Below are 11,829 nucleotides of genomic sequence, written 5' to 3'. Positions count from 1 at the left end.
AGCCGGACGCCGATGGCCGACCGGATGTCGCCGCCGACGGCTGATCACCAGGTCGCGGGTGCCGGATGCCCGTGCCGGCCGGCGCCGGTCGACCGCGACCGTCGCCATGCCGACACCGGAGGCCGATCGCCCAGGGCACCCCGCGGCTACGGACCGCAGGCCGCCATCGCACAACGTCCATCCCCTCTCCCGACCGCCGACCGCCATCGCCCCACGTCGCCCCGATTGCCGACCGACACCACCCGACGTCCCGCTCCGACCCCGACTGCCAGCACCCGGCCCACAGCTGCCGCCGACCGGCGACGGCTGACCGACCGACTGCCGCTGCCGACGGCTGACCGCCCGAGGCCCGGCGCGCTTCCCGACCTCGCCCCCGACCGCCCAGCCGGACAGCTGCCGCCGACCGGCGATGACCGACCGGTGCCGACGCCAACCGCCCCCTGAGCCCGCTGCCCGAGCCGATCGCCGCACGCCTTCGCCGACGTCGGTCGATCAGTCCCCGCGCCCCCGAGGGGCGCCGCCATCCCCTCCGTACCGCAGAAAGAGGCCGTACCCTCATGCTCGCGCCCACCCGTTCCGAACACGATCTGCTCGGCGACCGCGAGGTGCCCGCCGACGCGTACTGGGGCATCCACACCCTGCGCGCGACGGAGAACTTCCCCATCACCGGCACCCCGATCTCCGCGTACCCGCACCTGATCGACGCCCTGGCCGCCGTCAAGGAGGCCGCGGCCCTCGCCAACGAGGAACTCGGGCTGCTCCCGCCGCGCAAGGCCGCCGCGATCGTCGCCGCCTGCCGGGAGATCCGCGCCGGCGGCCTGCACGACCAGTTCGTCGTGGACGTCATCCAGGGCGGTGCCGGCACCTCCACCAACATGAACGCCAACGAGGTCGTGGCGAACCGCGCGCTGGAGCTGCTCGGCCACGCCAAGGGCGAGTACACCCACCTGCACCCCAACGAGGACGTCAACCTCGGCCAGTCCACCAACGACGTCTACCCGACCGCCGTCAAGATCGCGACGGTGTTCGCGGTGCGCGGCCTGCTCAAGGCGATGGCAGTCCTCCAGGACGCCTTCGCCCGCAAGGCCGTCGAGTTCCGCGACGTACTCAAGATGGGCCGGACGCAGCTGCAGGACGCCGTGCCGATGACCCTCGGCCAGGAGTTCTCCGCCTTCGCCGTCATGATCGAGGAGGACCGCAGCCGGCTCGCGGAGGCCGTCGAGCTGATCCAGGAGATCAACCTCGGCGCCACGGCCATCGGCACCGGCCTCAACGCCCCGCACGGATACGCCGAGGCCGCCCGCAGGCATCTGTCCGTCCTCACCGGCCTGCCCCTGGTCACCGCCGCCAACCTGGTGGAGGCCACCCAGGACTGCGGTGCGTTCGTGCAGATGTCGGGCGTGCTCAAGCGGATCGCCGTCAAGCTCTCCAAGAGCTGCAACGACCTGCGCCTGCTGTCTTCCGGGCCGCGCGCCGGGCTCGGCGAGATCAACCTGCCGGCCGTGCAGGCCGGTTCGTCGATCATGCCGGGCAAGGTCAACCCGGTGATCCCCGAGGTGGTCAACCAGGTCGCCTTCGAGGTCATCGGCAACGACGTCGCCATCACCATGGCCGCCGAGGCCGGACAGCTCCAGCTGAACGCCTTCGAGCCGGTCATCCTGCACTCCCTGTCCGAGTCGATCACCCATCTGCGCAACGCCTGCCTCACCCTGGCCGAGCGCTGCGTGTCCGGCATCACCGCCAACACCGAGCGGCTGCGCGCGACCGTCGAGAACTCCATCGGTCTGGTCACCGCCCTGAACCCGCACATCGGCTACACGGCGGCCACCGACATCGCCAAGGAGGCCCTCGCCACCGGCCGGGGCGTGGCCGAACTGGTGCTGGAGAAGGGCCTGTTGCCGGCCGAGAGGCTCGCCGGCCTGCTCCGCCCGGAGGTCGTCGCGGGCAGCGGGGCACCGGTCGCCTGACCAGCGGCGGGGCCCGCACGACTACGCTCGGGGACCGGCCCGGAGGCACAATAGTGATCATGACAACGACGTCGTCCCTCACCTTCCTGCCGGTCCTGGAGCGCATCGCCGAGGAGATCAGCCGCACCCCCGGGCGCGGCCGTCCCGCCGACTACATCCCGGCGCTCGCGGCCCGCGACCCGCGCAGCTTCGGCATGGCCGTCGCGGAGCTGGACGGCACGGTGTACGGGGTGGGGGAGTGGCGGCAGCCGTTCTCCACGCAGTCCGTCACCAAGGTCTTCACGCTCGCCCTGGACCTGGCCCGGGAGGGCGACGAACTCTGGGAGCACGTGGGCCGCGAGCCCTCCGGCAACCCCTTCAACTCGCTGGTGCAGCTGGAGTACGAGAACGGCATCCCGCGGAATCCTTTCATCAACGCGGGCGCCCTGGTCGTCACCGACCGCCTCCAGACCCGGACCGGTGACGCCGCCGGCGAACTGCTGGCGTTCCTGCGCGCCGAGAGCGGCAACCCCGCCCTCGACTTCGACAAGGAGGTCGCCGCCTCCGAGAACGCGCACGGCGCCCGCAACGCGGCCCTCGCCCATTTCATGGCGTCCTACGGCAACATCGACAACGACGTGCCGGTCCTGCTCGACCAGTACTTCCGGCAGTGCTCCATCGCCGCCTCCTGCGCCGACCTGGCCCTGGCCACCGGCTTCCTGGCCCGGCACGGCATCCGCGCCGACGGCTCCCGGCTGCTCACCCGCAGCGAGGCCAAGCAGGTCAACGCGGTGATGCTGACCTGCGGCACGTACGACGCGGCCGGTGACTTCGCCTACCGGGTGGGCCTGCCCGGCAAGAGCGGTGTCGGCGGCGGCATCATCGCGGTCGTACCCGGGCGTTGCACCCTGTGCGTGTGGAGCCCGGGACTGGACGAACGCGGCAACTCGGTGGCCGGTGTGGCGGCCCTGGACCGCTTCACCACCCTCACCGGACTGTCGGTGTTCTGACCGCCCGGGCGGACGCCGGGCACCGCGGCGCGACGGCCGGGCCACCGGCCCGGTGGTCCGCACGCGCCGGTCACGTCCGGGCCGCTCGCCGGTGAAGGGGGCGTCGCCTTCCGGCCATCCGGCATTGACACGCTGAACCAGTGTTGGCCATGGCCTTTCCCGTCGATCTCCGCCGCTGCCAGGTGCTGGGGCTGGCCGGCACCGCCTCTCTCGCGCTCGGCGGTGAGACGGCCGGTGCCCTGCCCGTCCAGGACCTCCTGGCGCCGGCCTCGGTGCGGGCCGCGCTCGGCCTGGTCGGCGTGTACTTCGGCGTCGTCCTGCTGATCGCGGCCTGGGTGCTGCTCGGCCGCCTCGTCCGCGGACCCCGGCCGCCCACCCCGCGCTCCCTGCTCCTGGTGCTCGCCGTCTGGACCGCGCCGCTGCTGCTCGCCCCGCCGCTGTTCAGCCGGGACGTCTACAGCTACCTCGCGCAGGGCGCCATGGTCGACGCGCACATGGACGTCTACGCGCACGGCCCCGCCCAGCTCGGCGGCCCGCTCGCCGACGAGGTCGCCCCGATGTGGCGGCACACCGGGGCCCCCTACGGCCCGGCCTTCCTGGCCCTGGCGTCCGCCCTGTCCGGGCTGACCCGGGGCGAGCTGCCCGCCGGCCTGCTCGGCATGCGCCTGATGGCCCTGCTCGGCGTCGCCCTCATGGCGGTGGCGCTGCCCCGCCTCGCCCGGCACAGCGGCGCCGACCCGGCCGCCGCGCTGTGGCTCGGCGCCCTCAATCCGCTCGTCCTGCTGCACCTGGTCGCGGGCGCCCACAACGACGCGCTCATGCTGGGCCTGCTCGGGCTCGGCCTGGTCGCGGCGCGCGGCCGCGCACCCGCCGTCGGCGCCGTCCTCGTCACGCTCGCCGCCCTCGTCAAGGCACCGGCGGCGCTCGGCCTCCTCGCCGTCGTTGCCCTTCAGGTGCGCTCCGGCCGCCGTCCGCTGCCCGCCGTGCTGACCACGGCGGCGGCCGCCGCCGGGACCACGGTCGCCGCCACCGCCGTGGCCGGCACCGGCTACGGCTGGATCGGCGCCCTGAACACCCCGGTCTCACCCCAGAACTGGGCGCTGACCAGCCTCCTCGGGCGGGCCACCGGCGCCCTGCTCGACCACCTGGGCAGCGGTCTGGCACCGCTCGCCGTCCCGGCCTGGCACCTGCTCGGTCTCGCCGCCACCGCCGCCGCCGTCCTGCTGATATGGCTGCGGCTGCGCCCGAGACCGGTGTACGCGCTCGGCCTCAGCCTGCTGGCCGTGGCGGTGTTCGGTCCGGCGATCCGCCCCTGGTACGTGCTGTGGGGCCTCTTCCTCATCGCCGCCGGCGCGCCCAGCACCTCCGTACGGCACCGGGTGGCCGCCCTGGCGGTCGTGCTCGCGCTCGCCGTGCTGCCCAGCGGCGGGCCCGCCGCCCCCGGCCAGCTGGTGCTCGCGGTCTCCGGCGGGGTGCTCGGGGTGGTCGTCCTGTGGCAGGCACGCCAGGCGGCGCAGGCCCCGGCACGGGGACGCACGGCATGACCGGGCCGGCGCGGTTCGCCCCGCGCACCGACCGGGGCCGCCTGCTGCTCGTGTCGTCCCTGGCGGCCGCCGTGACGGTGTTCACGGCCACCGTGCCGCTCCTGCGCGACTTCTTCGACCTGCGCGTCTACTACGGGACCGTGCACACGTGGGCCGCTCACGGCGGCCGGATCTACGACTACCGGGTCCCCGGCACCATGTACGGCTTCACGTACCCGCCGTTCGCCGCCCTCGCCATGCTGCCGCTCGCCCTGGTCGGCCGGAACACCGCGATCGTCGCGTCCCTGCTGGTGAACCTGGCGGCGCTGGCGTCGGTGCTGCGCGTCCTGGCCGGCCCCGGGTGGCGGCGGTACGGCTGGTACCGCTGGTCGCTGCTGCTGTGCCTGCTCGCGCTGTTCGAACCACTGCGGGACACGTTCAGCTTCGGTCAGGTGAACCTCGTCCTCCTCGCCCTGGTGCTCGGCGACGCCCGGCTGCTGGCGGGCGGCCGGGACCGCTGGGCGGGGGCGGGCGTCGGGCTGGCCGCCGCGGTGAAGCTCACGCCCGCGCTCTTCATCGGTCTGCTGCTGCTCGCGGGGCGCAGGCGGGCCGCGGCGACCGCGACGGCCGTGGCCGCGGCGGCGACGGCGCTGGCCGCCTGGGCCGACCCGGGGCGTCGCGCCACTACTGGACCGAGGCCTTGTGGGACACCGGGCGGGTGGGCCGGCTCGACTACGTGTCGAACCAGTCCCTGCAGGGCGTACTGGCCCGCCTCGGCGAGCCCGGCCGCCCGCTGTGGGCGACGGCCGTCCTGCTGACCCTGTGCGTCTGGGCGTGGCGGGGCCGCCGCGCGGTCACGGCCGGCGACTGGACGGCGGCCTTCGCGCTCACCGGTGCGGCCGCCTGCCTGGTCAGCCCGATCACCTGGGTGCACCACCTGGTGTGGCTGCTGCCGTCCTTCGCCGTGCTGTGGCGCGCCGGGCACCGGCGGCTCGCGGGCGCCCTGTTCGCGGTCCTGTGCACCAGCGTGGTGTGGCTGTGGTTCGACGACGCGTCCGGACCGCTCGGCTTCCTCGGCAGCAACACCTACACGTGGATCGCGCTGGCCCTGCTGCTCCGCCTGCCCACGGCTCAGCTCCGCTCGGCCCGGTTGCCCTTGGACCGCAGCGCCAGCGCCACGGCCACCGCGCCGAGCCCCGAGAGCCCCCCGACGACGGCGGTGCCGGACCAGCCCTCCTCCTCGTCGGCCGATCCGGAGGTGGCGGCGGCCACGGGGACGGCCGCCGGCCGGGACTTGGCGCGCAGTCCGTCCAGCGAGCCGACCGGATCGACCCGCCCGGCCGCCTCGAATCCCCAGTCCAGCAGCTGCCGTGCCTCCTCGTACACCGCGAGCCCGCCGCCCTCCTGAGGGTTCATCACGGTCACCACGAGGGTGCGCCCGCCGTGGCGGGCGGCGGCCACGAGCGTGTTGCCCGCGTTGCTGGTGTAGCCGTTCTTGATGCCGAGAAGTCCGGGGTACGGCGCCACGCCGTCCTCGCCGGTCAGCAGCCGGTTGGTGTTCTCGATCGCGTACGGCGACCCGTCACCGGGGAAGTCGGCCTGCGCGGTGCCGCAGTAGCGGGCGAAGTCGGCGTTGTGCAGTCCGGCGCGGCCGAAGACGGCCAGGTCGTACGCGGAGGAGACCTGTCCGGGGGCGTCGTAGCCGTCGGGGGAGACGACGTGGGTGTCCATGGCGCCGAGCGAGCGGGCCTTCTGCTGCATGCGGTCGGTGGTGGCCCGCCAGCCGCCGTTGAGCGAGGCCAGTACGTGCACGGCGTCGTTGCCGGAGCTGAGGAAGACCCCGTGCCACAGATCGGCGACCCGGTAGGTGTGCCCCTCCTCGACGCCGACGAGGCTGCTGCCCTCACCGACGTCCGCCAGCTCCTGGTAGCGCACGGTGTGCTGGAGGCCGCTGGGCAGCGTGGGCAGCACGGTGAGGGCGAACAGGGTCTTCATGGTGCTCGCGGGCGGCAGTCTGCGGTGTGCGTGGTTCGCCGCCAGCACCTCGCCGCTGTCGGCGTCCGCGACCAGCCAGGAGAGCGCCGAGACCTCCGGCACCTCGGGCGCGCCGCGGTGCGGCCGGACCTGTGTGCCGGAGCCGTAGAGCAGGGAGGGCCCGGGCATCGCCGCCCGGGGCTGCGGCGGCGCGGGTTCCCCGGCACGGGGCCCGGCGGCGGCGGCGGTGGCCGGCGACAGCGCCAGCACTCCGGCCACGCAGAGGGCACAGGTCGATACAACCGCCCGATGAGAAAGTCCGGTGATCATATGATTCAACGTACGAACGGGAGCGCCCGCCCAACGCGCTGCCAGGGCCGTTCGGCCCACGGGAGCAACCCGGACGATGCACCGGGCCGTCAGCCGGCGGGCAGCGTGGGCAGGATCCGCCGCAGGAACGTGGCGTTGTCCGGAGTGCTCCGCAGCCGCTCCAGGAGGGTCTCCAGGGCCACCGGTCCGCCCTCGCGCGGGCGCAGGGCACGGCGCAGTCCGCGTACGGCGGCCAACTCGGCCGGTTCCAGCAGGAGTTCCTCGCGGCGGGTGCCGGTGGTGTCGATGTCCACGGCGGGGAAGACCCGGCGGCCGGCGAGCTCCCGGTCCAGACGCAGCTCCATGTTGCCCGTGCTCTTCAGCTCCTCGAAGAAGTAGCCGTCGGCGCGGGATCCGGTCTCCACCAGCGCGGTGGCGAGGATGGTGAGGGACCCGCCCTCCTCCGCCTGGCGCGCGGCGCCGAAGAACCGCTTGGGGCCGAGCAGCGCGCCGGCGTCGACGCCGCCGCTCAGGGTGCGCCCGCCGGCGGCGGAGGCGTTGTTGTGCGCCCGGCACAGCCGGGTCAGCGAGTCCAGCAGGACGACGACGTCCTCGCCGGCCTCCACCAGGCGCTTGGCCCGCTCGACGACGAGTTCGGCGAGGGCGATGTGCTCCTTGGCCGGCCGGTCGAAGGTGGAGGCGTAGACCTCGCCGCGTACCGAACGGCGCATCTCGGTGACCTCCTCGGGGCGCTCGTCCAGCAGCAGGACCATGAGCCGGCACTCCGGGTGGTTGCCCGCCACGGCGGCGGCGAGCTGCTGGAGCAGTACGGTCTTGCCGCTCTTGGGCGGGGCCACCACGAGGCCGCGCTGGCCCTTGCCGACCGGGGCGAAGAGGTCGGTGACGCGGCCCGCGAGGCCGGACGCGGGGTGTTCGAGCCGGAGCCGGCGGTGCGGGTGGAGCGGGGTGAGGTCGCGGAAGTGCCGGCGGGAGCGGAGGTCGGCGGGCGCGCGCCCGTCGACGCGGGCGACGTCGGTCAGGGCGCGCCGGGCGTCGCGGACGCCCTCGACCAGGTCGCCCTTGCGCAGTCCGTACCGGCGGACGAGCGCCGCGGGGACCTGCGGGTCGGCGGGGGAGGGCAGGAGGCTCGCGCCCCGCAGGTACCCCTTCCCCTGTGCGTCGACGTCCAGGACGCCGGTGACGAGTCGGGCGGCAGGCTGCTGCGGGGCCGCGGGAGGGTGTTCGAGTGTGATGGTCATGCGGTGTCCTTTCACGGACGGAAGGAAGGATCAGGAGGGGGGAGAGGCCGCGAGCGGGAGGTGTGCACACCTGTCTCCGGCGGCGGGAACGGCACCTCGGGTACGGCGACGAGAGTCCGCCGACGAGGTGGTGCCGGGAAGCTGACGCGCCGAGAGCCGGAGATCCGGGACAACGGCGGAACGATCAGCGTGAGGAGAGGAACTGCACCGGCGTCCATCGAAGGACGTGCACGAGTGCTGTCGGCACAGTACCACTGAACGGGTCACCGTGTCCGTGACTCTCCCAACACGGCGCGGGACCCGGGTATTCCCGTGGCCCGGAAGAGGCGGGCGGGCCGTGCGGCACCACCGGCGCGGCCCCGACGGCCTCCCGGCGCCGTCCCCACGACCCTACGATCGACCCGTCTTGTCATGGGAACGTCAGGAGATGCCGTGGAGCACCCGCCCGCCCGTACCCCGCACCGCCTCGACCCCTCCGGTGGCTGCCCGCACGCCGTCAACGCGCGCCTGCTGTCCGCCGGCGCCGTCGCCCCGGTCGAGCTGCCCGGCGGGATCGAGGGGATGGCCGTCCTCGGGCACGAGGCACTGAAGGAGTTCCTGCAGCACCCCGAAGTCGCCAAGAGCGCGACGCACTTCACGGCGCTGCGCGAGGGCCGGGTGGCGGAGGGCTGGCCACTGCTGACCTTTGCGACGGTCCAGGGCATGACCACCGCGGACGGCGACGACCACCGGCGTCTGCGATCGCTCGTCGGCCGCGCCTTCACCCCGCGCCGCGTCGAGGAACTGCGGCCACGCGTCGAGGAGTTGACCGCCCAGCTCCTCGACGGGCTGGAACGGGCCGCCGCCGCGGGCGACGGCACCGCCGATCTGCGGCGGCACTTCGCGCTGCCCCTGCCGATGGACGTCATCAGCGAACTGCTCGGCGTGGACGTCGCGTTCCGGTCCCGGCTGCACCAGCTGAGCAGCAAGGTCGTGGCCACCGACACCGAGCCCGCCGAGGCCGTCGCCGCCAACCGCGAACTCGTCGCCGTCCTCGGGGAGATCGCCGCGGCCAAGACGGCCCGCCCGGCGGACGACCTCACCAGCGCGCTCATCGCCGCCCGGGACGAGGGCGGGGACCGGCTCAGCCACCAGGAGCTCATCGGCACCCTCGTGCTGATGATCATCGCCGGACACGAGACGACCCTCAACCTCATCACCAACGCCGTCCGCGCGCTGTGCGCCCACCCGGACCAGCTCGACCTGGTGCGGGCGGGCACGGCGAGCTGGGCCGACGTGGTGGAGGAGACCCTGCGCTGGGACGCGCCGGTCAGCTACTTCCCGTTCCGCTACCCGGTGCGGGACCTGACCGTCGACGGGACGGTCGTCCCGGCCGGCACACCCGTGCTCGCCGGCTACTCCGCGGCGGGCCGCGACCCGGCGGCGCACGGCCCGGACGCCGACCGTTTCGACGTCACCCGCCCGGTCCGGCCCGACGCCGCACGCCATCTCTCCCTCGGGCACGGCGCCCACTTCTGCCTGGGCGCCCCGCTGGCCCGGCTGGAGGCGACCGTCGCGCTGGAGCGGCTCTTCGCCCGCTTCCCGGCACTCGAACTCGCCGTACCCGAGGCCGAGCTGGCCCCCACGCCGGATTCGTCGGCAACAGCGTCCGCGCTCTGCCGGTCCGCCTCGCGCCCGCCGGAGCCTGAGCCGCGCACCGGCCCCGCGCACCCCGGCGGAACGGGGCGGGCGACGCCCGGCCGGGGCCGTGCGGCCCGGCCCGGTGCATGACCGCTGTGTCACCAAACGGCACCGGATGACCCCGGTCGTCAACGATCGCCGATGCCGGGGGACTTGACCGGCAACCGTCCACTATGTTCGGGACATGTCCACGCCACCGCAGTCCCCGCAGCCGGCCGACCAGCCGCCGCAGCAGCCCGCTCCGCAGTCGGCCGTCCCGCCGCAGCCGACTGCCTATTCGTACCCCGGCCCGCAGTCCGCTCCGCCGGGGAACTTCTACGCGCAGCCCACCCTGGTCGGCCACCCCGGTCAGCCGCAGCCGCCGGCCAACCCGTACACCCAGGCACCCCCGTACGGTCCCGCACCCGCCCCGCCGCCCGCGACGGGTGGTGGCGGGGCCGGAAGGGCGGTGCTGTGGGCGGCCGTCGGCGCGGTCGTCGCCTCCGCCGCGTGGGCCGGCGGAGTCTTCCTGCTCGGCGGCACCGGCGGCAGCGCGGACCTGCGCGGCTACACGGCGCCCGCGAACATGTGCTCCAGCGCCGACTACTCCTCCTTCAAGGACGAGTACACCCAGGACGATTCGGCGCCGACCCGGACCTCGCTCAAGGACCAGGCCCTGGACGAGAGCTACTGCAGCGTCAATCTGAAGAAGACCGGCTCCAGCTACGCCGACGCGTACCTGTACATGCAGCTGGACCTGCACAAGAAGACCGACCCGGGGCCCGAGTTCACCGCGACCTGGAAGAACTACGGGGACAGCCACAAGGACTACGACGTCGACCCGGTCGAGGGCATCGGCGACGAGGCCTACCTGGTCAGCCAGGACACCAGCAGCGGCTCCTCCAGCGGCTCCCGGTACGCCACACTCGCCGTCCGCGACGGCTGGGTGACGTACACGATGAGCTACAGCGCCTACCTGAGCTCCTACAGCCAGGACAAGACCCCGCCCGCCCTGACCGACGTCACCGACTGGCTGAAGACGGACGCCAGGACGACTCTGAGGCAGCTCAGGGACTGACGCCCGCGCCGCGTCCGGTCGGCCGCCGCCGGGCTCAGGCCGACCGGGCCTCGGCCTCCTTCACGATCTGCTCGAAGCGCGCGCCCATGGCCTCGGCCAGGGCGTGCGCGCCCGACAGCGGCCGGACCATCACCATGAAGTCGTCGATCAGGCCGTCGTCGTTCACGTGCAGGAAGTCGCAGCCGGTCAGCCGGCGGTCGCCCACCCGGGCGGTGAAGACCAGCGCGTGGTCCCGGCCCGCCGGGTCGCCGATCTCCCGCTCGTACCGGAAGTCCTCGAAGACCTGCGCGACCGCGCGCAGGATCGCCGCGGTGATCGCCTTGCCCGGGTACGGCTTGAAGACGACCGGGCTGGTGAAGACGACGTCCTCGGCCAGCAGCGCCTCGGCGGCGTCCATGTCCCCGGCCTCGACCGCCTCGCGGAACGCGCGCATCGGATCACCTCGCATACTCAACTTTTTGAATAGGTGTGGATGACATTAATCAATGGCTGCTAGCCTGTCCACATGTCGCTGCGGTACGCCGTTCTGGCCGCCCTGCTGGAGGGCGAGGCCTCGGGCTACGAGCTGTCCAAATCGTTCGACGTCTCGCTCGCCAACTTCTGGCCCGCCACTCCCCAGCAGCTCTACCGGGAGCTGGAGCGACTCGCGCAGGACGGGCTCGTCGAGGCCCGCACGGTCCAGCAGGAACGCCGGCCCAACAAGCGGATGTTCACGCTCACCGGGAGCGGCCGGGCGGAGCTGGCCGCGTTCGCCGCGGAACCGCCGAAGCGGCCCACGGCCGTCCGCGACGAACTCCTCATCAAGATCCAGGCGATGGACGGCGGCGACCCGGAGGTCACCCGGGCGCTGATCGAGGAGCGCATGGGCTGGGTGCGCGGCAAACTCGACCGCTACCGGCGGGTGCGGGACCGCCTCCTCGACGGGCGCACCGAGGACGAGTACCTGCGCACCTCCGACCGAGTCGGCCCGTATCTCACCCTCATGGCCGGCATCGGCTTCGAGGAGCAGAACCTGCGCTGGTGCGAGGGTGCCCTGGCGGTCCTCCGGCAGCGCGTGACCCCGGGCTGACG

Annotated in this window: 9 protein-coding genes and 1 pseudogene; 7 read left to right on the top strand and 3 right to left on the bottom strand. The window is 73.7% G+C overall.

Features of this window, described 5'->3' with window-relative positions; all coding sequences use genetic code 11:
• Positions 1 to 557: 557 nt before the first annotated feature.
• The 4 genes from aspA (at position 558) to N8I86_RS05375 (ending at position 5,297) form a co-directional block, all read left to right on the top strand.
• The gene (aspA, locus tag N8I86_RS05390; protein ID WP_263277243.1) at positions 558 to 1,967 is read left to right on the top strand and encodes an aspartate ammonia-lyase; all 1,410 of its coding nucleotides are present in this window, start codon (positions 558 to 560) and stop codon (positions 1,965 to 1,967) included.
• Positions 1,968 to 2,026: 59 nt separating this feature from the next.
• Positions 2,027 to 2,956, top strand: a complete 930-nt coding sequence (locus N8I86_RS05385) for a glutaminase (RefSeq protein WP_382984375.1) — start codon at positions 2,027 to 2,029, stop codon at positions 2,954 to 2,956.
• Between the two features lie 149 nt (positions 2,957 to 3,105).
• A complete protein-coding gene (gene mptB / locus N8I86_RS05380) occupies positions 3,106 to 4,500 on the top strand; it encodes a polyprenol phosphomannose-dependent alpha 1,6 mannosyltransferase MptB (protein ID WP_263277242.1) in 1,395 nt (464 codons plus the stop codon).
• Entirely contained in the window at positions 4,497 to 5,297 is an 801-nt protein-coding gene (locus N8I86_RS05375) for a glycosyltransferase family 87 protein (protein ID WP_263277241.1), read from the top strand. The genes mptB and N8I86_RS05375 overlap by 4 nt, the downstream gene beginning before the upstream one ends.
• Before the next feature lie 313 nt (positions 5,298 to 5,610).
• Here N8I86_RS05375 and N8I86_RS05370 read toward each other — a convergent pair whose 3' ends face one another.
• Both N8I86_RS05370 and rho read right to left on the bottom strand, forming a co-directional pair.
• Entirely contained in the window at positions 5,611 to 6,783 is a 1,173-nt protein-coding gene (locus N8I86_RS05370; protein WP_263277240.1) for a D-alanyl-D-alanine carboxypeptidase family protein, read from the bottom strand.
• Between the two features lie 89 nt (positions 6,784 to 6,872).
• Entirely contained in the window at positions 6,873 to 8,021 is a 1,149-nt protein-coding gene (rho, locus tag N8I86_RS05365) for a transcription termination factor Rho (RefSeq protein WP_263277239.1), read from the bottom strand.
• Between the two features lie 411 nt (positions 8,022 to 8,432).
• Here rho and N8I86_RS05360 point away from each other — a divergent pair.
• Both N8I86_RS05360 and N8I86_RS05355 read left to right on the top strand, forming a co-directional pair.
• Positions 8,433 to 9,709 (top strand): annotated as a pseudogene (locus N8I86_RS05360) (cytochrome P450 family protein).
• A 176-nt stretch (positions 9,710 to 9,885) separates the two neighbouring features.
• Positions 9,886 to 10,758, top strand: coding sequence for a hypothetical protein (locus tag N8I86_RS05355; protein WP_263277238.1), 873 nt, complete (start codon positions 9,886 to 9,888; stop codon positions 10,756 to 10,758).
• Positions 10,759 to 10,792: 34 nt separating this feature from the next.
• Here the strand turns inward: N8I86_RS05355 and N8I86_RS05350 are convergent, their stop codons facing one another.
• A complete protein-coding gene (locus N8I86_RS05350) occupies positions 10,793 to 11,191 on the bottom strand; it encodes a nuclear transport factor 2 family protein (RefSeq protein WP_073894646.1) in 399 nt (132 codons plus the stop codon).
• A gap of 72 nt (positions 11,192 to 11,263) precedes the next feature.
• On the opposite strand from N8I86_RS05350, the gene N8I86_RS05345 reads away from it, so the two are divergent.
• The gene (locus N8I86_RS05345; RefSeq protein ID WP_123438825.1) at positions 11,264 to 11,827 is read left to right on the top strand and encodes a PadR family transcriptional regulator; all 564 of its coding nucleotides are present in this window, start codon (positions 11,264 to 11,266) and stop codon (positions 11,825 to 11,827) included.
• The last annotated feature ends 2 nt before the right edge of the window (positions 11,828 to 11,829 follow it).

The organism is Streptomyces albidicamelliae, from assembly GCF_025642175.1.
In the GTDB taxonomy this organism is placed as follows: domain Bacteria; phylum Actinomycetota; class Actinomycetes; order Streptomycetales; family Streptomycetaceae; genus Streptomyces; species Streptomyces albidocamelliae.
The sequence above is the reverse complement of the archived record's forward strand: the minus strand, read 5'-3'. Positions and strand labels throughout refer to the sequence as shown.

Excerpts from the sequence above, each read along its gene's own strand:
- aspA (WP_263277243.1), top strand. The coding sequence starts at position 558 with ATGCTCGCGCCCACCCGTTCCGAACACGATCTGCTCGGCGACCGCGAG.
- N8I86_RS05385 (WP_382984375.1), top strand. The coding sequence starts at position 2,027 with ATGACAACGACGTCGTCCCTCACCTTCCTGCCGGTCCTGGAGCGCATC.
- mptB (WP_263277242.1), top strand. The coding sequence starts at position 3,106 with ATGGCCTTTCCCGTCGATCTCCGCCGCTGCCAGGTGCTGGGGCTGGCC.
- N8I86_RS05375 (WP_263277241.1), top strand. The coding sequence starts at position 4,497 with ATGACCGGGCCGGCGCGGTTCGCCCCGCGCACCGACCGGGGCCGCCTG.
- N8I86_RS05370 (WP_263277240.1), bottom strand. The coding sequence starts at position 6,783 with ATGATCACCGGACTTTCTCATCGGGCGGTTGTATCGACCTGTGCCCTC.
- rho (WP_263277239.1), bottom strand. The coding sequence starts at position 8,021 with ATGACCATCACACTCGAACACCCTCCCGCGGCCCCGCAGCAGCCTGCC.
- N8I86_RS05355 (WP_263277238.1), top strand. The coding sequence starts at position 9,886 with ATGTCCACGCCACCGCAGTCCCCGCAGCCGGCCGACCAGCCGCCGCAG.
- N8I86_RS05350 (WP_073894646.1), bottom strand. The coding sequence starts at position 11,191 with ATGCGCGCGTTCCGCGAGGCGGTCGAGGCCGGGGACATGGACGCCGCC.
- N8I86_RS05345 (WP_123438825.1), top strand. The coding sequence starts at position 11,264 with ATGTCGCTGCGGTACGCCGTTCTGGCCGCCCTGCTGGAGGGCGAGGCC.